At 72.0% G+C, this 25908-nt stretch carries 26 protein-coding genes and 1 tRNA gene; 17 read left to right on the top strand and 10 right to left on the bottom strand.

The features are described 5' to 3' along the window. Positions 1–21: 21 nt before the first annotated feature. Positions 22–1431, bottom strand: a complete 1410-nt coding sequence (locus OG841_RS29160) for a sensor histidine kinase (RefSeq protein WP_371567109.1) — start codon at positions 1429–1431, stop codon at positions 22–24. Further along, entirely contained in the window at positions 1428–2132 is a 705-nt protein-coding gene (locus tag OG841_RS29155) for a response regulator transcription factor (RefSeq protein ID WP_371567107.1), read from the bottom strand. The genes OG841_RS29160 and OG841_RS29155 overlap by 4 nt, the downstream gene beginning before the upstream one ends. Before the next feature lie 99 nt (positions 2133–2231). Between OG841_RS29155 and OG841_RS29150 the strand changes: the two genes are divergently transcribed. Continuing rightward, positions 2232–2729: a hypothetical protein gene (locus OG841_RS29150; protein ID WP_328643547.1), complete on the top strand. Its 498-nt coding sequence runs from the start codon at positions 2232–2234 to the stop codon at positions 2727–2729. 9 nt (positions 2730–2738) lie between these two features. On the opposite strand, the gene OG841_RS29145 is transcribed toward OG841_RS29150, so the two are convergent. Together OG841_RS29145 and OG841_RS29140 are read right to left on the bottom strand one after the other, a co-directional pair. Continuing rightward, positions 2739–3590 carry a spermidine synthase gene (locus tag OG841_RS29145; protein WP_328638817.1) on the bottom strand — a complete coding sequence of 284 codons (852 nt, stop codon included), beginning with the start codon at positions 3588–3590 and terminating at the stop codon, positions 2739–2741. Between the two features lie 70 nt (positions 3591–3660). Continuing rightward, the gene (locus tag OG841_RS29140; RefSeq protein WP_306980854.1) at positions 3661–4041 is read right to left on the bottom strand and encodes a hypothetical protein; all 381 of its coding nucleotides are present in this window, start codon (positions 4039–4041) and stop codon (positions 3661–3663) included. A 264-nt stretch (positions 4042–4305) separates the two neighbouring features. Here OG841_RS29140 and OG841_RS29135 point away from each other — a divergent pair, with 264 nt between their 5' ends. After that, positions 4306–5712 carry a tetratricopeptide repeat protein gene (locus tag OG841_RS29135; RefSeq protein ID WP_328638818.1) on the top strand — a complete coding sequence of 469 codons (1407 nt, stop codon included), beginning with the start codon at positions 4306–4308 and terminating at the stop codon, positions 5710–5712. 51 nt (positions 5713–5763) lie between these two features. Here the strand turns inward: OG841_RS29135 and OG841_RS29130 are convergent, their stop codons facing one another. After that, positions 5764–6360 (bottom strand): histidine phosphatase family protein, encoded by a 597-nt coding sequence (locus OG841_RS29130; RefSeq protein ID WP_328638819.1) that lies wholly within the window; start codon positions 6358–6360, stop codon positions 5764–5766. Between the two features lie 209 nt (positions 6361–6569). Between OG841_RS29130 and OG841_RS29125 the strand changes: the two genes are divergently transcribed. The 7 genes from OG841_RS29125 to OG841_RS29095 all read left to right on the top strand — a co-directional run bounded on the left by OG841_RS29125 (position 6570) and on the right by OG841_RS29095 (position 13150). Next, entirely contained in the window at positions 6570–7523 is a 954-nt protein-coding gene (locus tag OG841_RS29125) for a phosphatase PAP2 family protein (RefSeq protein WP_328638820.1), read from the top strand. Next, a complete protein-coding gene (locus OG841_RS29120; RefSeq protein WP_365114986.1) occupies positions 7420–8598 on the top strand; it encodes a hypothetical protein in 1179 nt (392 codons plus the stop codon). Before OG841_RS29125 ends, OG841_RS29120 begins: the two co-directional genes overlap by 104 nt. Continuing rightward, positions 8589–10181 (top strand): hypothetical protein, encoded by a 1593-nt coding sequence (locus tag OG841_RS29115; RefSeq protein WP_371567101.1) that lies wholly within the window; start codon positions 8589–8591, stop codon positions 10179–10181. Before OG841_RS29120 ends, OG841_RS29115 begins: the two co-directional genes overlap by 10 nt. After that, positions 10178–11515, top strand: a complete 1338-nt coding sequence (locus OG841_RS29110; protein WP_328638823.1) for an AAA domain-containing protein — start codon at positions 10178–10180, stop codon at positions 11513–11515. Before OG841_RS29115 ends, OG841_RS29110 begins: the two co-directional genes overlap by 4 nt. 468 nt (positions 11516–11983) lie before the next feature. Beyond that, entirely contained in the window at positions 11984–12352 is a 369-nt protein-coding gene (locus OG841_RS29105) for a hypothetical protein (protein ID WP_328638824.1), read from the top strand. Between the two features lie 143 nt (positions 12353–12495). Beyond that, positions 12496–13086 carry a bifunctional DNA primase/polymerase gene (locus OG841_RS29100; RefSeq protein ID WP_371567096.1) on the top strand — a complete coding sequence of 197 codons (591 nt, stop codon included), beginning with the start codon at positions 12496–12498 and terminating at the stop codon, positions 13084–13086. Then, positions 13077–13150, top strand: a tRNA-Lys gene (locus OG841_RS29095). The genes OG841_RS29100 and OG841_RS29095 overlap by 10 nt, the downstream gene beginning before the upstream one ends. 272 nt (positions 13151–13422) lie before the next feature. Here the strand turns inward: OG841_RS29095 and OG841_RS29090 are convergent. Continuing rightward, positions 13423–14676, bottom strand: a complete 1254-nt coding sequence (locus OG841_RS29090) for a M6 family metalloprotease domain-containing protein (protein WP_328638826.1) — start codon at positions 14674–14676, stop codon at positions 13423–13425. 315 nt (positions 14677–14991) lie between these two features. On the opposite strand from OG841_RS29090, the gene OG841_RS29085 reads away from it, so the two are divergent. After that, complete coding sequence (locus tag OG841_RS29085) at positions 14992–16806, top strand: putative bifunctional diguanylate cyclase/phosphodiesterase (RefSeq protein ID WP_371567093.1); 1815 nt, start codon at positions 14992–14994, stop codon at positions 16804–16806. On the opposite strand, the gene OG841_RS29080 is transcribed toward OG841_RS29085, so the two are convergent. After that, a complete protein-coding gene (locus tag OG841_RS29080; RefSeq protein WP_371567091.1) occupies positions 16803–17894 on the bottom strand; it encodes an LLM class flavin-dependent oxidoreductase in 1092 nt (363 codons plus the stop codon). The genes OG841_RS29085 and OG841_RS29080 overlap by 4 nt on opposite strands. Positions 17895–18085: 191 nt before the next feature. On the opposite strand from OG841_RS29080, the gene OG841_RS29075 reads away from it, so the two are divergent. After that, positions 18086–18346, top strand: a complete 261-nt coding sequence (locus OG841_RS29075; RefSeq protein ID WP_328638829.1) for a hypothetical protein — start codon at positions 18086–18088, stop codon at positions 18344–18346. A gap of 12 nt (positions 18347–18358) precedes the next feature. Then, entirely contained in the window at positions 18359–18892 is a 534-nt protein-coding gene (locus OG841_RS29070) for a hypothetical protein (RefSeq protein WP_365114979.1), read from the top strand. Between the two features lie 19 nt (positions 18893–18911). Here the strand turns inward: OG841_RS29070 and OG841_RS29065 are convergent, their stop codons facing one another. Then, a complete protein-coding gene (locus OG841_RS29065; RefSeq protein ID WP_328638831.1) occupies positions 18912–19643 on the bottom strand; it encodes a maleate cis-trans isomerase family protein in 732 nt (243 codons plus the stop codon). Further along, on the bottom strand, positions 19640–20464 hold the full coding sequence (locus OG841_RS29060) for a maleate cis-trans isomerase family protein (protein WP_059209990.1): 825 nt from the start codon (positions 20462–20464) through the stop codon (positions 19640–19642). The genes OG841_RS29065 and OG841_RS29060 overlap by 4 nt, the downstream gene beginning before the upstream one ends. A gap of 198 nt (positions 20465–20662) precedes the next feature. On the opposite strand from OG841_RS29060, the gene OG841_RS29055 reads away from it, so the two are divergent. Together OG841_RS29055 and OG841_RS29050 are read left to right on the top strand one after the other, a co-directional pair. Next, on the top strand, positions 20663–21610 hold the full coding sequence (locus OG841_RS29055; RefSeq protein WP_328638832.1) for a D-2-hydroxyacid dehydrogenase: 948 nt from the start codon (positions 20663–20665) through the stop codon (positions 21608–21610). Between the two features lie 18 nt (positions 21611–21628). Continuing rightward, a complete protein-coding gene (locus tag OG841_RS29050) occupies positions 21629–23056 on the top strand; it encodes an amidase (RefSeq protein WP_365114976.1) in 1428 nt (475 codons plus the stop codon). Here OG841_RS29050 and OG841_RS29045 read toward each other — a convergent pair. Further along, positions 23043–23537, bottom strand: a complete 495-nt coding sequence (locus OG841_RS29045) for a DUF3830 family protein (protein WP_057610926.1) — start codon at positions 23535–23537, stop codon at positions 23043–23045. The genes OG841_RS29050 and OG841_RS29045 overlap by 14 nt on opposite strands. A 97-nt stretch (positions 23538–23634) precedes the next feature. Between OG841_RS29045 and ehuB the strand changes: the two genes are divergently transcribed. From ehuB to ehuD, 3 genes are read left to right on the top strand one after another with little or no spacing between them, the layout of a single operon-like run. Next, entirely contained in the window at positions 23635–24540 is a 906-nt protein-coding gene (gene ehuB, locus OG841_RS29040; RefSeq protein ID WP_311717616.1) for an ectoine/hydroxyectoine ABC transporter substrate-binding protein EhuB, read from the top strand. After that, positions 24537–25259 (top strand): ectoine/hydroxyectoine ABC transporter permease subunit EhuC, encoded by a 723-nt coding sequence (ehuC, locus tag OG841_RS29035; RefSeq protein WP_328638834.1) that lies wholly within the window; start codon positions 24537–24539, stop codon positions 25257–25259. Before ehuB ends, ehuC begins: the two co-directional genes overlap by 4 nt. Beyond that, positions 25256–25906, top strand: coding sequence for an ectoine/hydroxyectoine ABC transporter permease subunit EhuD (gene ehuD / locus OG841_RS29030; protein ID WP_057610923.1), 651 nt, complete (start codon positions 25256–25258; stop codon positions 25904–25906). The genes ehuC and ehuD overlap by 4 nt, the downstream gene beginning before the upstream one ends. Positions 25907–25908 lie beyond the last annotated feature (2 nt).

Genomic DNA, 25908 nt, shown 5'->3' with positions numbered 1-25908 from the left:
GTTGAGGATCTTAGGGCGCCCTTAAGGAAGGGATCGGGGTCGGTTAAAGGTCGAGACCAATCTGCCCGTTCGGCGCCGGCGCACCCGGTGTCCCCGGCGCACCGGTTCCCGTCCGTCCAGCTGGATCCAGATCCGCACCTCGGTGCCGCCCAGCACCGACGACCCGATCCGTACGTCCCCGCCGGTCGCCTCGGCGAGCCGACGCACGATGTCGAGCCCGAGCCCGGTCGACCCGGCGCTGCCCGATCCCCGCCCGCGCGCCATCGCGGCCTCGGGGTCGCGAATGCCGAGCCCCGCGTCGGAGACGAGCACGATCACGGCGTCCTCGCCGTTGTGCACGTCGACGGCGAAGGCGGTGCCCTCCGGGGTGTGCCGGAAGACGTTGCCGAGCAGGGCGTCCAGCGCGGCGGCGAGATCCGGCCGGGCCACGGGTATGCGCACCGGCCGCTCGGTGCCGGCCACCCGCCACTTGCGGCCCTCGTCCTCCGCGAGCGCGGACCAGAACCCCATCCGCTCCCGGACCACCTCGGCCGCGTCGCACCCGGCGCCGGGCCCGGCGGCCGCCGTCTGCGGCTTGGCCTCCCGCGCGGTGCGGATGATGGTGTCGACCTCGCGCTCCAGCTGCGCGACGGCGGCCCGGGTCTGCTCCGCGGCGGGCCCGTCCCCGAGCGAGGCCGCGTTGAGCCGCAGCACGGTCAGCGGGGTGCGCAGCCGGTGGGACAGATCGGCGGCCAGCTCCCGCTCGTTCGCCAGCAGTTGTACGACCTGGTCGGCCATGGAGTTGAACGCGACCGCCGCCAGCCGCAGTTCGGTCGGCCCCTCCTCCGGCACCCTCGACCCCAGCTTCCCCTCCCCCAGTTCATGGGCGCCCTCGACGAGTTTCTGGGCGGGCTGCACCATCCGGACGCCGAGCCGGTCGGCGACCGCGACCGAGCCGACGACGAGCGCGATGCCGACGCCCGCGAGCACCGCCCAGGCGGTCGCGACGCCGTTGCTCACCTCGGACTCGGGGACGTACACCTCGACGACGGCTATCTCGCCGGAGCTGAGCGCGACCGGCTGGAGCAGGGTGGAGCCGCCGGGCACCTCGGTGGTGGAGGCGCGGCCCAGTTTCCGCACGGTCGCGATGTCGGCGGCGGCGGCCCGCTGCCGTCCGATGTCGACGGCCTTCCGACCGCTCTTCCCGTCGCTGTCGGCTGGTATGTGAACGGCCATCCCGGAGTCCGAGCCCGCGGAGGCGACGACCCGCTCCAGCTGGTCGCGGTCGGTGGTGATGGACAGCGCCGGGGCGACGGCGGCGGCCTGCCGCTCGGCGTTGGAGAACGCGCGGTCCCGGGCCATCTCCCTGACGACGAGGCCGAGCGGGATGGCGAAGGCGACCACGACCATGGTGGTGACCGCCAGGCAGACCTTGACCAGAGCCCATCTCACAGCGGCAGCCCCCCGCCCGGTGGTTCCAGCTTCACGCCGACGCCCCGCAGGGTGTGCAGATAGCGGGGCTGCGCGGCCGTCTCCCCCAACTTGCGCCTGAGCCACGACAGATGGACGTCGATCGTCTGGTCGTCGCCGTAGGACTGCTGCCAGACCTCCGCGAGGAGTTCCTTGCGGGGCACGACCACCCCGGGGCGGGCGGCCAGGAAGGCGAGCAGGTCGAACTCGCGGCGGGTGAGGTCGAGTCGGACGCCGTCCAGCTCGGCCTGGCGGCGCAGCGGGTCGACGCTCAGGCCGCCGACGCGCAGCACGGTCTCCGGCGGTCCGTCACCTCCGGCGGCACGGGACCGTCGCAGGACGGCGGCCATGCGGGCGGAGAGGTGCTCGACCGAGAAGGGCTTGGTGAGGTAGTCGTCCGCACCGGCGTTCAGCAGTCGGATGATCTCCGTCTCGTCGTCCCGCGCGGTGGCGATGATGACCGGGACGTCGGTGATCCCGCGCAGCATCTTCAGGGCCTCGGACCCGTCCAGATCGGGCAGTCCGAGGTCCAGGACGACCACGTCGAAACGGAAATGGGCGACCTCGCGCAGCGCCTCCAGTGCCGTGCCGACACTGCGCACGGTGTGTGCCGCGTCGGTCAGGTGCCGGATGAGCGCCGAGCGAACGAACTGGTCGTCCTCGACCACGAGCACACTTGCCATGCGCGGCACCGTACGCCATGCGGGGGGCCTCTTTCCGGCGCCTGTGGACAACTCGGTCCGGGTGCGCTCCGTGAGGTGCCTGAGGCAGTATGGCCCGCGATGCGCAACGGACTCGTACACGTACTGGCTTGGACGCTCGCCACGGGCGCGGCGGTCACGCTGTCGTGGTGGGGCGTCCACACGGTCATGGCGGGCACGGCCTACGATCCGCCGCGCGCCCTGCCCATCACGGCGGCCGAGGCGACGACACAGGAGTCGAAGCCGCTGGCCTCACCGAGCCCGAAGCGGCCGACCCCGTCGAGGAGCCCGTCACCGACGCCGAGGGTCACGTCCGCCGGCCCGACGCCCTCCAACAGCCCTTCCCCCACGGCTTCCGGTCAGGTCAGGAGCTACGACACCGACGGCGGCCGCGCGGTCTTCGACCTCGGCGAGAAGTCCGCGGCCCTGGTGTCCGCGACGCCGGGCACGGGCTGGTCGATGCAGGTGTGGAAGACGGAGTCGTGGATCCGGGTGGAGTTCACCTCGGGCACGGACCGGGTGTCGGTGTTCTGCACCTGGCACGACGGGCCGCCGCGGGTGGAGATCGGTACGTACTGAGTCACCGGGTCATCTGAAGACGGAGGCCGGCGGGGCGGGCGAGGCCACCGCTCCGGCGTCCGTCACGGCCGCGGCGCCTCCGGTGAAGTCGAGGAGCGCCTTGCCGTGTTCGACGCGGCCGGGGTGCGGGTCGGAGGCGGCGCGGCGGGTCAGTTCCGCGACCGGCAGGGGGGTGTCGGAGGCGACCAGGACGGCGTTGCCGAAGCGTTTGCCGCGCAGGACCGTCGGGTCGGCCGCGAGGGCGAGTTGGGGGAAGCGGGCGGCGGCGGTGGCGATCTGGCCGCGGAGATGGGCGAGCGGCGGTCCGTCGGCGAGGTTGGCGGCGTAGTACCCGCCCGGCCTGAGGGTCCGGCGGACCTCGTCGAGGAACTCGGTGGAGGTGAGGTGGGCCGGGGTCCTGGCTCCGCTGAACACATCGGCGATCACGAGGTCGGCCCACCCGTCGGCCACCTTGGCGAGGCCCTCGCGCGCGTCGACGGACCGCACCCGTATGCGCGCGTTCTGCTCCAACGGGAGCTTTCGCCGGACCAGTTGGACCAGAGCGGCATCCCGCTCGACGACCTGCTGGGTGGAGCGGGGGCGGGTGGCGGCGAGATACCGCGCGAGGGTGAAGGCGCCTCCCCCGAGGTGCACGGCGTGCACGGGCCTGCCGGGCGGCGCGACGAGGTCGATGACGTGGCCGAGGCGGCGCTGGTATTCGAAGGAGAGGTACGTCGGGTCGTCCAGATCGACGTGGGACTGCGGGGCGCCGTCGATGAGCAGCGTCCACGCGTGTGTGCGCTCTCGATCGGGGATGAGCTCGGCGAGGCCGCCGTCCACTGGCTCTACGACGGCTTCGGCGGACCTTCTGGACTTTCCCACACCGCCATTATCCGCGGCAGCGGGTGGTCACGCGTCTGCGGGCCGGTGGGGCCCCCGCAGACCGGCGAACTCACTGGCAATTGTCCGCGGCCTCGATGAGTCTCGCCGCCTCGCCCAGTGCTGCCCGCAGCACCGCCGGGTCCGTCGCCAGGTCGGCGTCTCCCGGTGGCAGCAGCCAGTCCGATCCCGCCACCGGAGGCTCCGGAGCCAGCCGCAGACCCCGGCCGTCCGTCTCCGTGCACGTGCTCCCCGGCATGTCCCAACCTGCCGCGGTCCCCGGCGGCACCAGGAATCCCAATGTCTGGCCGCCGTCGTCATGCAGCACCGGACCGACCCCGTCCCCCACCCCCCGCCGCAGGATGTCGACGGCCTCCAGGCCGTGTCGCGTCGGCACCGTGACCACGTCACAGGACACCGGCGTACAAGGATCGACGCTCTGGCTGATCTCCATCGCGGCCTCCATCAAGGAACCCTCGTCCGACTCCGAGGATTTCAACGCGCGCCCGTGTCAACGGCTACGGCAGAAGTCCGCCGCAAAGGATGGCAGTTCATGGCAGATCCCGGATGAGATATCCGGTTTGTAGCCAAACCCCGCATGGCGACCCGGACACAGCAGGTACGTTCTTGCCCGCCGGAAACAGGGCGTCACACTGACAAACCAGTCAACTCGCCCACCTCCGGCATGGTTCGACGGTTCGCACGAGAGGACCCGGCCATGGCGTCGTCATTGGTGACCTCGTCCCAGTCCCCCACCCCACCGCGGCCGAACCTCGCGTTCCGGCGCCTGCGCGGACAGCGCTCGCCGGCCGAGTTCGCCGCGGCGGTTCGACGGGCCGCGCGCGAGATCGGCGAGCGGGTCAGCTGCGACGCGCGCTATGTGGGCCGCGTCGAGGCGGGCGAGATCCGCTGCCCCAACTACGCGTACGAACGGGTGTTCCTGCACATGTTCCCCGGCCGCACGCTCACCGACCTGGGCTTCGCGCCCCGCGCCTCCGTACGCGGACGCCGGGCGCGTCCGGCGGGTGAGACAGAGGGGACGTACGAGCCGTATGACCCGCAAGACACGCAAGACCCTGACGAGACGTACGACGACTACGAGGAGAGCGACGTGCTGCGTCGCGCATTCATGACCGGCGGGGGCGCCACGGTGGCCGCCGCCTCACTGGGCCCCCTCGGGCTCGCCGTCGACGCCACGGCCGCCGGACGGCCGGTCCGCCGCGCCGGGACGGGCGAGGCGGGTGCCCTGGAAGAGGCCGTGCGCAGGATCCGGTTGCTCGACGACCGGCACGGCGCGGACGGCCTGTACCGGCGCGCGGCGGCTCCCCTGCGCGCCGCCTATGCACTGCTGGACGCCGGTGCGACCCGGCAGACGACCGCGGACCGGCTGCACTCGGGTGCGGGCGAACTCGCCATCTCGGTGGGCTGGCTGGCGCACGACTCGGGACGCTTCGACGACGCCCGTTCGCACTACGCCGAGGCGCTCGCGACGGCCCGCGTGACCGGTGACGACGCCCTCGAGGCGCATGCCTTCTGCAACACCGCCTTCCTCGCGCGCGACGCGGGACGGCCGCGTGAGGCGGTGCGGGCCGCGCAGGCCGCGCAGCGGGTCGCCCGGTCCCTGGGCTCGCCCCGGCTGATGTCGCTGCTCGCGCTGCGCGAGGCGGGCGGCTGGGCGGGACTCGCCGACCGCACGGGGTGCGAGCAGGCACTCGCCCGCGCGCAGGCCTTCTTCGAACGAGGCCTCTCGGACGCCGACCCCGAGTGGATGAGTTTCTACGGCGAGGCCGAGCTGGAGGGTCTGGAGGCGCAGTGCTGGTCGACGCTGGGCGACTGGCGCCGGGCCGCCCGGCACGCGGGCCGGGCGGCGGATCTCCAGGATCCGCACTTCACCCGCAACATCGCGCTGTACACGGCCGAACTGGCCGACGACCTGGCCCGCGGCGGCCACCCCGACGAGAGTGCGGCGGCGGGGCTGCGGGTCCTGGAGCTGCTGGGCGAGGTCCAGTCGTCCCGGATCCAGACGATGCTGGCGGGAACGGCGAGGGTGCTGCTGCCTCACCGGCGGGCCTCGGGGGTGTCGGCCTTTCTGGAACGCCATGCGTCGACGCCGAGGACCGCGTGAGGGCGTGGTTGTTCGGCTGCGGGCGCGTCGCCCCCACCGGGCGACACCCGACTACGAACCCAGATGCCCCAAGTCGTTCCAGCTCTCGATCGCCGGCTCGTCATAAGCCCAGCCCAGCACCGAAAGGGACGTCGGATTCAGCCGCACCCGCGCCGCGAAGTCGATCGGCAGCCCCAGCCACCGCGCCCCGATGGACCGCAGAATGTGCCCGTGGGCGAACACCAGCACATCCCGGTCCGCGGAACGCGCCCAGTCGACGACCTCGTCCGCACGCGAGGTGACCTCCGCCAAAGACTCCCCGTCCGGCACCCCGTCCCGCCAGATCAGCCACCCCGGCCTGACGGCCTGGATCTCGTCCGGGGTCATGCCCTCGTACGCGCCGTAGTCCCACTCCATGAGCGTGTCCCAGGTGGCCGCCCGCTCCGCGAACCCGGCGAGTTCACACGTCTCCCGCGCGCGTGCCAGCGGGCTCGTGCGTATCTCCACCCCGGGGAGACCGTCATGCGGAGCCCGGTGCAGCCGCTCTCCGAGCAGCTTGGCGCCCCGCCGTCCCTCCTCGAGGAGCGGCACGTCGGTCCTGCCGGTGTGCTTGCCGGACAGCGACCACTCGGTCTGTCCGTGCCGGGCCAGCAGGATGCGCGGTGCCATGAAGAGACCTTTCCGGGGGAAAGCGGAGGCGGAACCCCTCCATCATCCCGCACGCTGTGCAGGGGCAACCCGACGGGCGATCCCAGCGTCTTTGAGGGCCGAAGGCGCTGCGTGGGGGCACTCCACATGGGCCCGCACATACGCCGTAAAGTGGCACGACCGGACGAGGACCGCCGGACGCCGCGCGAAACGAAGGGGGACAGGATCGGATGCCGCTGACCGAGACACCAGGCACCGAGGCAGTCCCGGACACGCGGCTGCGCTGGTGGACCGAGCTGCCCCTGATCCTGTTGGTGTACGCCTGCTACAGCGCCGGCCGGCTCCTCGCCAGGGGTGATGTCACGGGCGCCGTCGACCACGGCCTGGCGATCCTCAAGGTCGAGAAGTTCCTCTACCTCAACGCCGAACATCCGCTCAACCGGCTGTTCACCAGCCAGACCTGGATCGGCGTACCGGCCGACTTCTGGTACGCCTCGCTGCACTACCTGGTCACGCCGGCCGTCCTGGTCTGGCTCTTCCGGTCCCGCGCGCTGCACTACCGCGCGGCCCGCACCTGGCTGATGACGTCCACGTTCATGGGGCTGATCGGCTTCACCCTGCTGCCGACCTGCCCGCCCCGCCTCCTCTCCGCGAGCCACGGCTTCGTCGACACGATGGCCCAGTACAGCTCGTACGGCTGGTGGGGCGGCGAGGCGAGTGCCCCGCGGGGCATGGGCGGCATGACGAACCAGTACGCGGCCATGCCGAGCCTGCATGTCGGCTGGGCCCTGTGGTGCGGCGTGATGCTGTGGCGCTACGGCAGGACGCGTACGACGAGGGTCGCGGCCGTCGCCTACCCGCTGATCACCACGATCGTGGTCATGGGCACCGCGAACCACTACTTCCTCGACGCGGTCGCGGGCGCGGCCGTGATGGGCGCCGGGTTCCTGCTCGCCCCGTACGTCACACGGGCCGCGGAGCGGGCCACGGCGGCCATCCGGGCGCGGCTGGCTCCCGTCACCGCCGTCTCGCGGGACGCAGAGCCCTCAATTGTCAGTGACGGATGCCAGACTTCCGCGGGTGAGCACATTCCACGGCAGCGCGAGTCAGGCTTCGGAAGCGGAACCGAGCCGAGTACCTCTCCCGCGGAAGCGGGAGACGGCGCTCCGGCAGCGGCTCGCTGAGCTGCGCGGGCCCGAGGTACCGGCCACGGCACTGGACGCGCGCGCCCTCGCGGCCCTCGCCGCGAACCCCGGGTGCAAGCGGCGCGCGATCCTCGACGGCGCCGGGGTGAACAAGACGGCGGTGGCGAGCGCGCTGGGCGCGCCGTCCGCCTTCGGGCAGTCGCAGTTCGCCCTGACGCGGGGCAACGCCTTCGAGGCGAAGGTCAAGGCGGACGGCGGCGCGGAGCTGCTGCGGCTGGTGCACGAGCGGCTGGACCGCACCGCGCAGCCCCCCGCCGACGCCCGGGTCCCCGACCTCACCGCGATCGGCCCCGAGGGCCGTACCGCGCGTACGGCCCTGGCCCTGCGTGAGGCCACAGCGGCGGCGGGCACCTGGACGCTGCTCGATCACCCGATGCTCGCGCTCGACGTCGCCGGCTCCCCCGCCTTCCTGGAGCCGGACGCGGTGGTCGTGCACCCGGACGGCAGCTGGACGGTCGTGGAGATCAAGTCCTTCCCGATGCTGGACGGTTCGGCGGACCCGTCGAAGGTGGGCGCGGCCGCCCGCCAGGCCGCGGTGTACGTCCTGGCGCTGGAGGAGGTCGCCGCCCGACTGGAACCGGCTCCGAAGGTGCGCCACCGGGTTCTGCTGGTCTGCCCCAAGGACTTCTCCAACCTGCCCACCGCCTCTGCCGTCGACATCCGCAAGCAGCGCGCGGTCACCGCCCGCCAGCTGGCCCGTCTCACCCGCATCCAGGACATCGCGGACGCCCTGCCCGACGGCACCTGCTTCGCCCCCGACCAGCCCGCCGCCGAACTGACCGCGGCGGTCGAGTCGGTCCCGGCGACCTACGCCCCCGAATGCCTGTCCGCGTGCGAACTGGCCTTCCACTGCCGGGACCGCTCCCGCACGGCCGGCGCGGTGACCTCCCTGGGCCGCTCGGTACGCGCGGAACTGGGCGGACTGACGACGGTCGAGGAGGTGCTGGCCGCGGCCCGCGGCGAGGCCGGCGATCCGGACGATCCGGCGGTGGCGGCCCTGCGCAGGGCGGCCGAACTGCGCGCGGAGGCGCTGGGGGTGACCACGTGTCGCTGATCGCCACCCTCGCCCGCCTCGAAGCCGTCAGCACCGGCCGCGCCCAGCCCGCCGCGACCGTGCTGCACCGGCACCTCTCCGACCACCCCCTCGTCCTCGTCCCGCTCACCACCGCGGGCGAGGCCGGTGCCCCGCTGGGCGCGCTCGTGGGCACCGACCGGGACACGCCGCGCCTCCTGGTCGTACCGCAGCCGCGGGACCGGGACCTCAGGTTCGCGTTCCTGGCCGAACTGGCGGACGTCGTACTGCCGTACGTCGACGGCTACGCCGGGGCATGGGAGGCCGCCGAGCGCAACGAGACCGATCCGGAGACCGGCAAGCGGGTCAAGGTCGAGGTCGAGCTGTGCGCGGACGCCCCGCAGCTGATCCTGCCGAGCCGCGCGGGTGTCGATTTCGTACGGCTGCTCGGGCGCTCCATGCGTTTCCGGCGTACGGCGGAGCAGGACCCGGAGACGCCGTATCCGGCCCCGCCCCGGGTGCCGTTGCTGGGCCGGTGGCTGACCCACTTCGGGGAGCGGGCCCGGGTGCCGGGCTCCTCGCTGCTGCTGGCGATGACGGACGTACTGGGCCGGCACTGGTCCACCGGCCAGTCCACGCTGGAGGACCAGCACCTGGGGGCGCTGCTCGCGTGGATCGACCCGCCGCAGGGCCGCTCGGGCGCCGAGGCCGCGCTGGAGGCCGAGCTCGCCCGGGACGACCACGGCCAGCTGCTGCACCCGCCCGCGGGGCCCGCCACCGACCCGGCGTTCGACAACAAGCTGCTCGCCCCGGCCCTCCTGCGCTACGACCGCGCGCGTATCGCCCTCGCCGCCGCCGAGGACGGACTGGAGGCCGACGACCGGCTCGGCGCGCTCACCGCCGCCGAGCAGGAGATCCGCGCCCTGGTCGCCAGTCGTACGCGCCCGACCTGGGACGCGGTGTGGCGGGGCATCGACCTGCTGCGGACGCTGCCCGAGGGGGCGCACGCCGAGGAGCGGTGGACGCGCGACCGTTGGTCGTTCACGAGCCATCGCGACCGGGTCGTGGCGGGCGAGCCCCCGCAGCCGCGCCGCGACGACGCGGTCACCGCCGCCAACAAGCTCGCCGCGCGCGAGCGCGAACAGGCCCGTCTGGAGGCGCAGGAGGCGCTCGACGACCCGCTGGTGATGGCGGGACGGCGACTGGCCGGGGAGGCGTTCGCCGGAGAGGTCACGGACGTCGTGATGACGTACAGCGAGGGCAAGCGGCCGAGCCCGCGCCCCCTGGTGACCGTACGGACCGACGACCGGCCGCATCTGGGCGAGCGGGCCAAGGTGTACCGCGCGCTGGGCGGGAAACCGCAGTCGGCCGAGTTCGTGGGGTACGAGGAGGAGGGCGCCCTCGTCGTCCTCAAGATCCTCGACAAGATGGGCCGCGGCAAGGAACCCGAGACCGGGTCCGTGCCCGAGAAGGGCGACCGGGTGTGCTTCACGCTCTTCGAGCACGAGCAGCGTGGCGGCGCGAAGCTGCCCGACCCGGAGGACACGCCGTGGACGCACGGCGGGCCGCCCGGGGAGGGCGTGCAGGAGAGCGCCGATCCCCTGACCCCGGAGGACCTCCTGTGACCACCCGGACCTTCGACCCCGGTGCCGAAGCCGCGCGGGCCACCGACGCGATCCTCCACGACACCCTGCACGGCACCCACCGCGGTGTCGTAGTCGACTCCCCGCCCGGCGCCGGCAAGTCCACCCTCGTCGTCCGTGCCGCGCTGGAGCTGGCCGACGCGGGGCGCTCGCTGATGGTCGTGGCGCAGACGAACGCCCAGGTGGACGACCTGGTCCTGCGGCTCGCCGAGAAGAACCCCGAACTGCCGGTCGGGCGGCTGCACAGCAGCGACGCCGACCCGTACGACAAGGCGCTGGACGCGCTGGCGCACGTACGGAAGTCGGCGAAGGCGGGTGATCTGACCGGGCTGCCCGTGGTGATCTCCACGGCCGCCAAGTGGGGGCATGTGAAGGCCGACGAGCCGTGGGCGCACGCGATCGTGGACGAGGCGTACCAGATGCGCTCGGACGCGCTGCTGGCGGTGGCGGGGCTGTTCGAGCGGGCGCTGTTCGTGGGCGACCCGGGGCAGCTGGACCCGTTCGCGATCGTGGGCAGCGAGCAGTGGGCGGGGCTGTCGTACGACCCCTCGGCCTCGGCGGTGACGACCCTGCTGGCCCACAACCCGGAGCTGCCCCAGCACCGCCTGCCGGTGTCCTGGCGGCTGCCCGCCTCGGCCGCGCCCCTGGTCTCGGACGCCTTCTACCCGTACACGCCCTTCCGCAGCGGCACCGACCACGGCGACCGCCGGCTCACCTTCGGCGTCCCCTCGGACGGCTCGGGCCCCGACCGGGTGATCGACGCGGCGGCGGAGTCCGGCTGGGGCCTGCTGGAGCTGCCCGCGCGGCACACTCCGCGCACGGACCCCGAGGCGGTACGGGCCGTCGCGACCGTCGTACGGCGGCTGCTGGACCGGGGCGGGGCGGCCACGTCGGAACGCTCACCGGACCCCGCGCCGCTCACCGCCGACCGCATCGCCGTGGGCACGGCCCATCGCGACCAGGCCGCGGCCGTCCGCGCGGCGCTCGCCGATCTCGGCGTCATGGACGTCACCGTCGACACCGCGAACCGGCTCCAGGGCCGCGAGTACGACGTCACGGTCGTCCTCCACCCCCTCTCCGGCCGCCCCGACGCCACCGCCTTCCACCTGGAGACGGGCCGCCTGTGCGTCCTGGCCTCCCGGCACCGCCACGCGTGCGTCGTGGTGTGCCGCGCGGGCGTGAGCGAGCTCCTGGACGACTACCCGTCGACGGAACCGGTCCAGCTGGGGACGCTGGTGAAGTTTCCGGACGGCTGGGAGGCGAACCACGCGGTACTCGCACGGCTGGCGGAGCACCGGGTGGTGTGGCGGCCGTGATCGACACACCGGTTGGTCGGCGGGCATCCGGCTCAGCGCCGCCCCTCGCCGGACGGAGTCCGGCACGCCGCCGGAGGCGGCCGATGGAAACAGCCCGGACGGCTGGGAGGCGAACCACGCGATACTCGCACGGCTGGCGGAGCACCGGGTGGTGTGGCGGCCGTGATCGACACACCGGTTGGTCGGCGGGCATCCGGCTCAGCGCCGCCCCTCGCCGGACGGAGTCCGGCACGCCGCCGGAGGCGGCCGATGGAAACAGCCCGGACGGCTGGGAGGCGAACCACGCGATACTCGCACGGCTGGCGGAGCACCGGGTGGCGTGGCGGCCGTGAGCGGGAACATCGCGCGGGCCGTAGACCTTGGTACCGCCGCAGGCGCCCCGCCCTCTTGCATGGGCGCGGGACAATGGACGGTGGCCCATGCACAGATGGGCTGCCGGTACGGACGACGTACGAGGAGGATGAAGACATGGCGGAGCCCACGCCGCGTCGGAACGAACCGCGGCTGCGCCCCGCGCCCCTGCTGTTCGAGCCCGCACAGGTGGCCGACGATCCGGAGCACTTCTTCGACCTCGAGTCGATGGACGACCCGCGCGCGCTGCTGAGCCGGTCCACCGAGCTGGCGCAGGCTTTCCGTGCGGCGGCGGACCGTGCTGTGGAGTTCCAGGCGATGGCGGCGGCCCAGCTGGCCGACCCCCGGCGTTTCGACCGGCTCACGACGGCCGACATCGCCGAGCGCGCCGAGTGGACCGAGGACTACGCCAAGAAGATGGTCGAGTTCGGCCGGGATCTGCTGCGTGGCGCGGAGGGCGGAGCGGGGCACGCCGACCCCGTGTGAGCACGGGCAAGCTCTCGCCGTAGCCGCCGTCAACCATCAGGGGCATATGCCAGGCGGGCAAGATACCCCTCCTCGGCCCCTCCTGTCCCGATTTCCCGCAACTCTGTGGAACGACCTGCTCACGCCCGGTAGATGTAGGCGGCATGAGCACTCGCGACGAACCGCTCTCCGACACACGCTTCGACGTCTCGGGCGTCACCGCGGACGGTGCCGCCTGGCTCGCCTCGGCGGGCACGTACCCGCGCAGCACCCTGGCGCTCTGGGAGGAGCGCCCCGCGGCCCCGGTCGTACTGCCCTGCGGCACCGCCTTCGACGTGGTCAGCGCCCCGGCGGTCTTCGGGCGCCGGATGCTCGACCGGCTGTGGGAGGAGGGGCCGGGCTCGGGGCCGGTGGCGATGCTCCGGGCCCGGATGCTGCTGTTCGCGGCGCCCGGCACGGCTCAGCGGCTGCCGTCGCTGCTGCGCTGGGAGGAGATCGGCCGTACGGCCGCCATCCCGCCGCTGCTGTGCCACGGCATCGGCGACGCGGTCACCGTCCCGGCCCCGCTGAGCGCCCCGAAATCCGCGGCGGCCTCCCGCTGGCTGGTCGCCCCCGACACCCGCCACCCCTGGCTGCCGGGCCCGGAAATCCTGCTCTGGGCGGCGGTACGGGCGGCTCGCGCCGCCGTGCGGATATCGATTTTTCCCCCCGCCGATCAGGATGCTAAGGTCTACGACGTCAGCAAGCGCCGCTAGCTCAGTTGGTTAGAGCAGCTGACTCTTAATCAGCGGGTCCGGGGTTCGAGTCCCTGGCGGCGCACAGACAGTGAAGGCCTCTCGCGAGTGCGGGGGGCCTTCAGCCTTGCTTGACGGCACTGCAGGGCGGCCGGGGGTCCGGGGGTCGCCCCCCGGGAGATGCAGCATCAGCGGGTCCGGGGTTCGAGTCCCTGGCGGCGCACGATGTCGATGGCGAGGCGTGTTCGCGGAAAGCGCGAACCGGCCTCGCCATCGTCGTTTCTGCGCGGCTGCGCCGCGCGTTGCGGGGGCTCCGCCACCCACGCCCCCTCGCCCACCGAGCCGTCGGCCGGGAAGTCACCCGAGCGCGATCTCCACGTTCCACGCCCCGGTGGCCGTTCGTCCGGTCACCGCTACGCGTACGTGCTCGCCCGGGACCGTGAAGGTCTCGCCGATGTCGACGGGGGCGTCCGCGAGGGGTGGGTAGACGGAGTTCTCCCAGCAGGCCTCGGTGCGGGGGTGGGCGTCGATCACCTGGATCGGGCCGCCGCCGGACGCGGCGCCGCTGTGGATGCGATAGATCAGCACACCCTGCTGACAGACCGCCTCGTCGTCGCCCATCGCCGCACGGGCCTCGAAGGCGAGCGCACTGTCGGCCCCGGTGCGCACGACCGCGAGCTTGGTGCCGCGCCCGGGCCCGAAGATGCCGGCGTTGCCGGGACCGGTCCCCAGCGGCTCCAGCGTCAGCCGGGTCGGTTTCGGTCCCCGTACGCACACCACCTGCCGCCGCTCCAGCCAGCCCAGCTTCCACTTGTGCCAGGCGAACAGATCGGGGGCGAGTCCGAACTGGCTGCCCATCAGGTCCCAGTCGCCGACATAGGTGTCCCAGTCGCCCTTGCCGTCCATCGGCCGGTGGTAGAGGTCCGGCAGGTCGAACACGTGCCCCGTCTCATGGGCCAGCACCAGCCGGTCCGGCGGGTGCTTCTCGAAGACGGTGACCACCCGGCGGATGTCCGTGCCGTCGGCCCGCAGCGGTACGTCCAGGTTGACGACCTTCGTGGCGTCCGAGTCGACGCCGGGCGCGTCCGGGTCGGCGACGAAGTAGACGACGTCGTAGCGCGAGAAGTCGACCTGCCCGTCGGCCGCGGCGAGCGCGTCGTGCAGATAGGCCCCCCGGTCCGCGGCGCTCCAGTCGCGGTGTATGGCATAGGCCGTCGACGGGCGCGGCATCCGGATCCAGTGCCGCAGCGGGTGCGGGCGCAGGGTGAAGCGGCCGTAGGAGGCGTGCTGGAAGAAGCGGGTGGTGGCCGGGAAGTGGTCGGCGGCCAGCTGGGCGGGGGTGGTCATCGGCCGGGCGTCCGGGAAGGACAGGAAGACCATGACCGCGTCGAGGGCGCGGGCCGGGCGCGGATAGGCGGTGTTCCAGGTGTCGAGGCCCTCCGAGTGGTGGGCCTCGGTGCGCTCCAGGGTGCAGGGCTCCGACGAGAAGGGTTCGGCGACCGAGGGGCCGGTGACGAGAGAGGTGGAGGCGAGGGCCGCCATGGTGGTGAACACGGCGGCGGTGCTGCGCAGTCGGGGGCGCGGGAGTGTGCGCGGAAACGGGCGCGGCAACGGGACCTCCGGGAGCGGTTTCACGGGATACCGCACCCAGCCTGTGTGGTTTTGCACCAGTACGCCCTGTTTATCTGCACCGGACGAGTGAGATGGCGTGACCTGCCGGACCGGCCGACACCCCCGAATCGCTCACGGAACGTCACAACCGGTCCCAGGCCCCAAGAACCCGTCCAGCTGCGGGCAGAAACGATCTGCCAGAAGGGGTTGCCGGTCCTCCAGACCGGGCAATGGCTGGAAGGGCCCGGGGGCAGCCTCTATGATCGGCACACTTTCCTGCGCGGACAGCGATCGAGTGCACTGCGGGAGCTAGCGGTGAACGGAACGTCCGAAGGGCCGGCGCCCGCGGCAGATCCTGACGGGTCGGCCGTAACAGAGAGTGACATTACGACACCTGCTCGTACGGAGCCCCCGACGCACCGTGCCGCATTCGCGGCGGCGCCGCTGGCCATGGCCGTGGTGGACCGCGAGGGCACGGTCGTCGACGCCAACCCCGCCTTCGGCGAGCTGCTCGGCGCCGCAGCGGAGGAGCTGGCCGGGGCCCAGGCCGCCGACCTGGTGGATCTGGCCTCGGACGCCCGCACCTGGCACTCCTACCGCGAGGTGCTGCGCGGCCGGCAGGCGAAGCTGCGCTGCAAGCGGCGGCTCAAGCATCCCGACGGGCACTCGATGTGGGCGCAGATCACGATCACCCCGCTGGCCGAAGGCCCCCAGGGCTCCCCCGGTGTCCTGCTGTCCGTCGCCGACATCACGGCCCGTCGTGAACTCCAGGCCCGGCTGCGGCACTTGCAGATGCACGACCCGGTGACGCGGCTGCCCAACCGCACGCTGTTCTTCGAGCGGCTGACGGCCGCGCTGGAGCCGGAGTCGTACGAGCAGGGCGGCACGGGCCGGATCGGGCTGTGCTACCTGGACCTCGACGGGTTCCAGGCCGTCAACGACACCCTCGGCCACCGGGTCGGCGACCGGCTGCTGGCCGCCGTCGCCGAGCGGCTCACGCGCTGCGCGGACGAGGCCGGCCAGGGTCGGGCGACCGCTCCCCTGGTGGCGAGGCTGGGCGGCGACGAGTTCGCGCTGCTCGTCGAGGACTCCACGGGCACCGAACAGCTCGCCGACCTCGCCGAGTCCCTGCTGAAGGCCGTCCAGGCGCCCTTCGACGTCTCCGGCAACCGGATGTCGGTGTCGGCGTCGATCGGGGTCGTCGAGCGGCAGGCGGAGGGCACCTCGGCGACGGGTCTGATGCAGGCCGCCGACACCACGCTGTACTGGGCCAAGGCGGACGGCCGGGACCGCTGGACGCTCTTCGACCCCGAGCGCAACGCTCACCGCATGACCCGCCAGGCCCTCGCCTCCACGCTCCGCCCGGCCATCGAGCGCGGCGAGTTCCAGCTGGAGTACCAGCCGCTGGTGGGCATGGAGGACGGCCGGCTGCGCGGGGTCGAGGCGCTGGTGCGCTGGAACCACCCGCAGTTCGGGATGCTGACGCCGAATCGGTTCATCGCACTGGCCGAGGAGGACGGCTCGATCGTCCCGCTCGGCCGCTGGATCCTCGACACCGCCTGCCGCCAGGCCCGTCGGTGGCAGCTCGACCACCCCGACGAGCCGCCGATCTTCGTCAGCGTCAATGTGGCGGTCCGTCAGGTCTGGGACTCCGACCTGGTCGCGGACGTGGCGAAGACCCTCGCGGAGACCGGCCTGGCGCCCCATCTCCTCCAGCTCGAACTCACCGAGTCGGCGGTGATGGGTTCGGCGGGCCGCCCGCTCCAGGCCCTCCAGGCGCTGAGCGACATGGGCGTCGGCATCGCGATCGACGACTTCGGCACGGGCTACTCGAACCTCGCCTACCTCAGCCGCCTGCCGGTCTCCGTCCTGAAACTGGACGGCTCCTTCGTGCGCGGCTTCCAGTACGAGGGCGAGGGCGTCCCCCCGAATCCGGCCGACGAGGTCGTCGTCGAGGCGATGATCCAGCTCGCCCACCGCCTCGGCCTCACCGTCACCGCGGAGTGCGTCGAGACCTCGGCCCAGGCCACCCGGCTGCGCCGGATCGGCTGCGACACCGGCCAGGGCTGGCTGTACTCGCGGCCGGTGTCGCCGGATCGTATCTCCGGGCTGATGGGCGTGAAGGCCTAACGGGTCGTGGGCAGTCCGTAGGCGTCCGCGACGAGTTCGTAGGAGCGCAGGCGTACGTCACCGCTGTGCGCGTTGCCCGTGAGCATCAGCTCGTCGGCGCCGGTGCGCTTGTGGAGGTCGTCGAGGCCGGAGCGGACCTCGTCGGCGGTGCCGTGGATGACGTTGGCGTTCCAGGAGCGCGCGAACTCCTCCTCCATGGGGCTGAATTCGTGGGCCTCCGCCTCCTCGGGGGTGGGGACCAGGCCAGGGCGGCCGGTGCGCAGCCGGATCATGCTGAGCGCGGCGGCGCGGACCTGCCGGCGGGCCTCCTTCTCGTCGTCGGTGGCGAGGGCGGAGACGCCGATGAGGGCGTACGGCTCGTCGAGGACCGCGGAGGGCCGGAAGGACTCGCGGTACAGGTCCAGGGCCGGGACGGTGTTCTGGGCCGAGAAGTGGTGCGCGAAGGCGAAGGGCAGGCCGAGGGAGCCGGCCAGTTGCGCACTGAAGCCGGAGGAGCCGAGCAGCCAGAGCGGCGGGCGGTGCGGGGACTGGACGCCGCCGGGTGAGGTGGCCTGGACCGGGCCGGGTACGGCGTGGATACGGCGGTAGGGGTGGCCGTCGGGGAAGTCGTCGTCCAGGAAGCGGGTGAGCTCGGCGAGCTGCTCGGGGAAGTCGTCGGCACCCTCGTGCAGCCGGTCGGCGCGGCGCAGGGCCGCGGCGGTGTTGCCGTCCGTGCCGGGCGCCCGTCCGAGCCCCAGGTCGATCCGTCCCGGCGCCATCGCCTCCAGCGTGCCGAACTGCTCCGCGATCACCAGCGGGGCGTGGTTGGGGAGCATGACGCCGCCCGAGCCGAGCCGGATGCGGGTGGTGTGGGCGGCGAGGTGGGCGAGGATCACCGCGGGGGACGAGGACGCCACGCCCGGCATGGAGTGGTGCTCGGCGACCCAGTAGCGGTGGAAGCCGCGGGACTCGGTGAGCCTGGCGATGGCGACGCTGGTGCGCAGGGCGTCGGTGGCCGTGCGTCCGGCGCCGACGGTGACCAGGTCGAGTACCGAGAGAGGTACGGGGGCGGTGCCCTGTGCAGTACCTCGGATCTCGTCTTCCGCCACGGTGGGGTGCCTCCTGCTCAAGAGCCGTGCGCTGTCAGTCACGGATTAACAGGAGAGTGTCCCCGTTTATTCCCGGGCGGGATCGAGGATTCCTGGAGCGCCTGCTTCCGCATCCCGACCTGCGTCGACCGCTTGCCGCACCCGCCCCCGGGTACTCAAAGCGCACAAATCCACAATCCGGAGGGATCGCCATGACGCGAGAGAACCCGTCCCGGCCGTCGGAACTCGGACCGCTCGAACCCGGCACCAGACAGCGCGCCCAGTTGTCCATCCGTATCGCCGACATCGCGTGGACCGCGCTGAGTGTCGTCGCCGCCCTGTGGGTGGTCCTGGCCGCCGTCGACACCGTGCGCGGCACCGGCTCGTGGGCCTACTGCGCGGTGGCCCTGGTGCTGCTGGCCGTCGGCCTGACGATGCGGTTGCGCGCGGTCCGCCGCCGCGACCGGATGTGACGGGGGCAGGCCGTGGAACGCGTCAATTCCTTTCTCGGCAAGCATCTGTGGGTCCAGGTCGTCCTGTCCCTCCTGGTCGCGTGCGTCGTGGTCCTGCTGCTGTCCCCGGAACGCTCGATCGCCTCGGCCCTGCTGTACGTGGCGTTCGCCTCGGTCGGCGGGGTCGGCGTGATGCTCACCGTGCGGCGCCGGGAGAAGCGGGCCGCCGGAGGCTCCGTGGACGGCCTCGTGTCGCTGGACCGGAAGCTGCGGCGGGGCGAGGTGCCCACGGAGCCGCAGGAGCGGCAGGCCATGCGCGACCTGGTCGAACAGCGTCTGCACCGCACCCGCCACCGGGTCGCGGCCCAGGTCGTCCTCGCCGTCCTGTTCTGCGCGGTCGTGGTGCTGACGGCCCTGACGGCGAGCCTGCCGCAGACCCTCGGCACGGTCCTGTTCGCCGGGGTCTTCCTGGGCTGGCTCGTCCTGTACGGAAACCGTCAACACCGGCGACTTCTCGCCATGCACACGGAACTCACCGCCGAGGCCGCCCACGACCGTCGGCGGTGAGCCCCTGAACAGGCGCGCCTCACACCTGGACGATCGGCTCCCTGGTGAACAGCGCCCCCAGGGCCGAAGCGTTCACCCGGCGGTCCGTCAGCCGCAGTGCCTCCCAGACCGTGACCTGGTTCGCGGTGAGGACCGGCTTGCCGAGCTCCTTCTCCAGGGCCGGGATGTGGGTGGCCGTATGGAGGGCGGTGTCCGGGAGGAGCACCGCCTCGGCGTCCGGCGAGTCGGCCTCCCGGGCCAGCGCGAAGACCTCCTCCTCGCCCCAGGTGCCGACCTCCGCGGCGGTGATGATCCCGGCGCCGCGGACCTGGAGGACCTCGACTCCGCCCGCCCGCAGGAACTCCGCGAACAGGCCCGCCACGTCGTCCGGGTAGGTGGCCGCGACCGCCACCCGCCCGGCCCCGATCTCCTGGGCCGCGTGCACGAAGGCGAACGACGTCGAGGACGCGGCCATGCCGGCCGTGCGGGCGAGGGTGCGCACCTGCTCGTGGGCGCCCTCCCAGCCGTAGACGAAACTGCCGCTGGTGCAGGCCCAGACGACGGACTCGGCGCCCGACATGCGCAGTTCCTCGACACCGGCGGCGAGCCGTTCGGCCGAGCCCATCTCGAGGAGGGCGTCCACGCGGTGCGCGTCGGTGCCGATGTCGGTGTGGACGACGTCCAGGCGGATGTCGCTGCCCAGGAGCTGTTCGATGCGTGGATAGTCGTCCTCGGCGGAGTGGCCCGGGTAGAGGAATCCGAGAGCGGTCATGTCCAGCCTTCCTGCTGCTGCTCTTCGTCCGGCAGGCCCCGGACTTCCGGCAGTCCCGGAATCTCCGGGCGCACGGGGCCGTACCGCGCCGCCGGATCGATCAGCGCCTGGTACGGTCCCACGGCTCGGGTACCCAGTCGGCGCAGCGCGGCCCACATCGTCACCTGGTTGGCCGAGATCACCGGTATGCGCAGTTCCGCTTCCAGTTGCGGGATGACGTCGTACGTGGGCAGGTTGGTGCAGCTGATGAACAGGGCCTGGGCGTCGCCCCGTACGGCCTTGTGGGCCATCTCGGAGACCTGGCGGTAGGGCACCTTCCAGATGTGCCGGGTCAGGCCCATGTAGGCGCACCCGGTGACCGAGACGCCCGCCTCGGCGACGTACTCCTCCAGCGACCTGGTCACCGACACCGTGTACGGCGTCACCAGCGCCACCCGGCGGACGTCGAGTTCGGCGAGGGCGTCCAGGAGGGCGCCGGACGTGGTCAGGGACGGGACCGCGCCCGCCCTGGTCATGGCCGCGCACATGGCGCGTTCCCCGGCGATCCCGCCGACGAAGCTGCCGGAGGTGCAGGCGTAGGCGACGACCTCGGGGGCGATGGCGTTGAGCGTGCGCACCGCCTCGTGCAGGGTCTCGTGCTCGCTGACCAGACGGGCCAGGTCGAGGCTGACCTCGACGGGGACATACGGGGTACGGGTCAGATGGAGCGAGATCTCGTCGGGGACCCACCGCCACAGCTCGCGATCCAGCGCGAAGTCGAAGGGGGCGACGACACCGACACCGCGCTGGGGGCGCGGACCACCTAGAAAGGAAACGTCCATGGCAGAGACCGGCCTCACGGTGAGAGACGGGGGGACAGCGGTACGTGCACAACGCCCGTGTTGACGAAGGTAGGTTCGGGTGCGAGCGTGGTCAATCCGCCCATGTCACGCTCACGTCACACCGGTGTCACCGCCGGCGTTTCCGCCCATGTCAGACGCCTGGCAGCCCCCGCGATAATCCGCAGAAACGGTGCCTCGATGTCCGTCCCCACCCTTCTCGTCCTTGACGCCGACCCCCTGCCCCGGCTCGGAAAGCTCACCGGACGGGCCCGGATCGAGCACGCGGACGGGACCACGCTCGCCGAGCGGCTGCCGTCCGCCGACGTGCTGCTCGTCTGGGACTTCACCTCGACCGCCGTGCGTGACGCGTGGCCGGGCGAGGGCCCGCGGCCGCGCTGGGTGCACACGGCGAGCGCGGGCGTGGACCATCTGATGTGCCCCGAACTCGCCGTCTCCGACACGGTGGTGACCAACGCCCGCGGGGTCTTCGACCAGCCGATCGCCGAGTACGTCGCCGCCCTGGTCCTGACGATGGCGAAGGACCTGCCCCGGACCCTGGAGCTGCAGCGGGAGGGCGTGTGGCGGCACCGGGAGTCCCAGCGGGTGGCCGGGACCCGTGCCTGTGTGGTCGGTTCCGGGCCCATCGGCCGGGCGATCGTGAGCACCCTCAAGGCGCTCGGCATCACCACCGCCCTCGTCGGCCGCCGTTCCCGCACCGGGATCCACGGCCCCGACGACCTCGACCGTCTGATGGCCCGCGCCGACTGGGTGATCGCGGCCGCCCCGCTCACCGCGGACACACACGGCATGTTCGACGCACGCCGCTTCGGGATGATGCAGCCCTCCGCGCGGTTCATCAACATCGGCCGGGGTCAGCTGGTCGTCGAGGACGCGCTGGTGGAGGCGGTGTCCAAGCGGTGGATCGCCGGGGCCGCCCTCGATGTGTTCGACACCGAGCCGCTGCCGCCCGACAGTCCGTTGTGGCAGGTCCCGGGCCTGATCGTGTCCCCGCACATGAGCGGTGACACGATCGGTTGGCGCGATGAACTCGGCACGCAGTTCTTGCAGTTGTACGACCGCTGGGAAGCGGGCAGATCACTGCCGAACGTGGTCGACAAGCAACGCGGGTACGTGCCAGGGCACTGAACGTGAGCGGAGGGGCACATGCAGGACCTCACCGAACTGACCGCCGTACAACTCCTGGAGGGCTACCGCAAGGGCGAGTTCAGCCCCGTGGAAGCGACCCGGGCGGCTCTGGACCGGGCCGAACGGATCCAGCCGGAGGTGAACGCGTTCGTGCGGCTGACCGGCGAGGAGGCCCTGGCGCAGGCCCGCGCCTCGGCCGACCGCTGGCGACGGGGGGAGCCGTCCGGCGCGGTGGACGGCGTCCCGGTCACGGTGAAGGACATCCTGCTGCTGCGCGGCGCCCCGACGCTGAAGGGCTCCAGGACGATCCCGGAGAGCGGCACCTGGGACGAGGACGCCCCGTCCGTCGCCCGGCTGCGCGAGCAGGGCGCGGTCTTCGTCGGCAAGACCACGACCCCCGAGTTCGGCTGGAAGGGCGTCACGGACTCGCCGCTGTCGGGCGTGACGCGCAATCCCTACGACCCGACGCGCACCGCGGGCGGTTCCAGCGGGGGCGCCGCGGCGGCCGTGGCGCTCGGCGCGGGACCGCTCGCGCTCGGCACGGACGGCGGGGGCAGCGTCCGCATCCCGGCCGCGTTCTGCGGGATCTTCGCCCTCAAGCCGACGTACGGCCGCGTGCCGCTGTACCCGGCGAGCGCCTTCGGCACCCTCGCCCACGTGGGCCCGATGACCCGCGACGCGGCCGACGCGGCGCTGCTCCTCGACGTCATCGGGGTGCCGGACTCCCGTGACTGGTCGGCGCTGGGCCCGGCGGCCGGCCCGTACACGGCGGCCCTGTCGGGCGGGGTGCGCGGGCTGCGGATCGCGTACTCGCCGTCCCTCGGCGGCCAGGTGGCCGTACAGCCCGGGGTCGCCGCGGCGGTACGGCGGGCCGTGGAGCGCCTGGCCGGACTCGGCGCGTACGTCACCGAGACCGATCCCGACTTCGCCGACCCGGTGGACGCCTTCCACACCCTGTGGTTCAGCGGGGCGGCCCGGGTGACCCAGCATCTCGGGCCGCACCAGCGGGCGTTGCTGGACCCGGGGCTCCGTGCGATCTGCGGTCTCGGGTCACGCATGAGTGCGCTCGACTACCTGGCCGCGGTGGACGTCCGGATGGAGCTGGGGCGCCGGATGGGCCGCTTCCACGACTCCTACGACCTGTTGGTCACCCCGGCCCTTCCGATCACCGCGTTCGAGGCGGGTACGGAGGTCCCGAAGGGTTCGGGGCACCACCGCTGGACGGGGTGGACGCCCTTCACCTACCCCTTCAACATGACCCAGCAGCCCGCCGCGTCCGTCCCGGTGGGGACCGACGCCGACGGGCTGCCGGTGGGACTCCAGATCGTGGCGGCCCGGCACCGGGACGACCTGGTGCTGCGGGCGGCTCACGCACTCTACGAGGCGGAAACGGCGGGCATCCGGCCGCCCGACCCGGCCCGCGCGAGGAGCGTCACGCCCGGCTGAACCGGAGGCTCTCGCCGAGGGCGCCCGCGCGCCAGAGGTCGTTGCAGCCCTCGGCCAGGGCGTCCAGCCCGTCCACCACCTGGCCCCAGACGATCCCCGGCACCCAGCCCACGTCGGCGTTCAGGAGCAGGTTGTTGCGTTCGTAGAACAGGGCCAGGTCGACGACGGTCGTGCCGGCGCGGACCTCGCGGTCGTAGCCGTAGGACTTGGTGCCGAGTTCGGTGCCCGCGAAGGAGAAATAGCAGAGATCTCCGGGAATCGGGGTAACTGTCGGATTTTCCAAGGGTGGTTCCGATTCTGCGAAAGGTGGGAAAAGTGCGTAGATCTCGTTGCGTGCGTACTTCGCGTGATAGACGTCACCGGCGAGCGGGAGGGCATCCCATACGGCCGCACAGGTGATCGGAGCCCGATCGTCCAGGAGCTTTGCCGTGGCGGTGATTCCCCGCTTGACCAGCGAGACTTCGATGTAGCGGTCAGCCATGCATTCCATGGTCCCCCGCCGGTCAAGAGGGCCTCGATCCGGAACGGGGCTCAAATCGATCTGCATAAGTCGCATCCGGTCGGGTAGCCGCGCCGCCATGGCTCCACCACTGGAACATGGCGAACACATATCCGGGACCACCCGCCGGTCGCTGCTCGCGGGGGTAGCGGCGCTCGGTGCTTTGGGCGCCGCGGGCTGCTCACGCGTGGCCACCGCCTCGACCACGGGAGGCGGTGAACTGCTCGACCGGCTCAGGGCGGCAGGTGTCGTACGGCTGGGAATCGCGGGTGAGATCCCGTTCGGATACATCGACAAGAACGGCGACCTCACCGGCGAGGCACCAGAACTCGCGAGGGTCATATTCAAGCGGCTCGGGGTGGACAAGGTGCAGCCCGTGCCCACCGAGTTCGGCTCGCTCATTCCCGGGCTGAATTCCCAGCAGTTCGATGTCGTGGCGGCCGGGATGTACGTCACACCGGAACGCTGCGAACAGGTGATCTTCGCCGATCCCGACTACCAGATGCTCGATTCCTTCATCGTGCGCAAGGGAAATCCCAAAGGTCTTCACAACTACAAGGACGTCGTCGCGAAGAAGGCGAAGTTCGCCACCGGGACCGGCTACGCGGAGATCGGGTACGCCGTCGAGGCGGGATACAAGGAAAGCGACATCCTGATCGTTCCGGACCAGGTCGCGGGGCTGAACGCCGTGGAGGCGGGACGCGTCGACGTGTTCGCCGGGACCGCGCTCACCACCCGCGAGGTGGTGAAGAAATCGGCCAAGGCGGAGGCCACGAAGGCCTTCACCCCGACCGTCGGCGGCAAACCGCACGTCGACGGGGGCGCCTTCGCGTTCCGCCGGACCGAGACGAACCTGCGGGACGCCTTCAACGCCGAGCTGCGGAAGCTGAAGAAGAGCGGGGAGCTGTTCCGGGTCCTCAAGCCCTTCGGGTTCACGCAGGCCGAGATGACGGACCTGACCGCGAAGGAGCTCTGCGGCGGATGACCTCCGGACTCTGGGAACTGGTACTCAAGGGCATCTGGACGACGGTCCAGCTGCTGTTCTTCAGCGCGATCCTCGCAGCCGCCGTGTCCTTCGTGGTCGGCGTCCTGCGCACCCACCGCCTGTGGATCGTCCGCTTCCTCGCGGGCTTCTACACCGAGGTGTTCCGCGGAACCTCGGCACTGGTGATGATCTTCTGGGTGTTCTTCGTGCTGCCCCCGGCCTTCGGCTGGCAGCTGGTGCCGATGTGGGCGGGCACGCTCGCACTCGGACTGACCTACGGGGCGTACGGCTCCGAGATCGTGCGCGGTGCGCTCAAGGCGGTCGACCCGGCGCAGCAGGAGGGCGGGATCGCGCTGAGCTTCACGCCCTGGCAGCGGCTCCGGCTGATCCTGCTGCCGCAGGCGGTGCCGGAGATGATCCCGCCGTTCTCCAACCTGCTGATCGAGCTGCTCAAGGGCACCGCGCTGGTGTCCGTGATGGGCATGGGCGATCTGGCGTTCAGCGGCAACCTGGTGCGGCTCGCGCTCCAGGAGAGTGCCGGGATCTACACGTATCTGCTGCTCATCTACTTCGTGATCGCCTTCCTGCTCACCCGGTTGATGCGCGGCCTCGAGAAGAAGCTCAAGGCGGGGGTCGGCACGGAGCCCCAACGCGGTCTTGACACCGACGCCGAGCTGAAGCGGGCCCGGACGACGGGCGTAGGAGGTCATGTCGCATGACGTGGGACTGGAGTGCCGTAAGCGACTTCATGCCGCAGTTCTGGGACGGGCTGCTGGTCACCCTGCAAGCCCTCGCGCTCGGCTCGCTGATCTCCTTCGCGCTCGGCCTGGTGTGGGCGCTGCTGATGCGCGCCCCCTCGCGGTTCGTGCGCTGGCCGGTCGGGGTGGTCACGGAGTTCGTGCGCAACACCCCGCTGCTGGTCCAGCTGTTCTTCCTCTTCTATGTGCTGCCCGAGTGGGGCGTGACCCTCTCCGCGCTGGCCACCGGTGTCATCGGGATCGGGCTGCACTACTCGACGTACACCATGCAGGTCTACCGGGCCGGTATCGAGGCGGTGCCGACCGGCCAGTGGGAGGCGGCGACGGCGCTGAACCTGCCGCGGGTGCGGACCTGGCAGGTGGTGATCCTGCCGCAGGCGATCCGACGGGTCGTACCGGCTCTCGGCAACTACGTGATCTCGATGCTCAAGGACACACCGATGCTGATGGTCATCACGGTGCTGGAGATGCTCGGCGAGGCGCGGCTGTTCGCCCAGGAGCACTTCCAGTTCACCGAGCCGCTGACCGTGATCGGCGTGGCCTTCATCGTCATCTCCTATCTGGCCTCCCTTCTTCTGCGATCCCTGGAGCGACGTCTTGTCCGCTGACA

The organism is Streptomyces canus (assembly GCF_041435015.1).
GTDB classification, from domain to species: Bacteria; Actinomycetota; Actinomycetes; order Streptomycetales; family Streptomycetaceae; genus Streptomyces; species Streptomyces canus_G.
The sequence above is the reverse complement of the archived record's forward strand: the minus strand, read 5'-3'. Positions and strand labels throughout refer to the sequence as shown.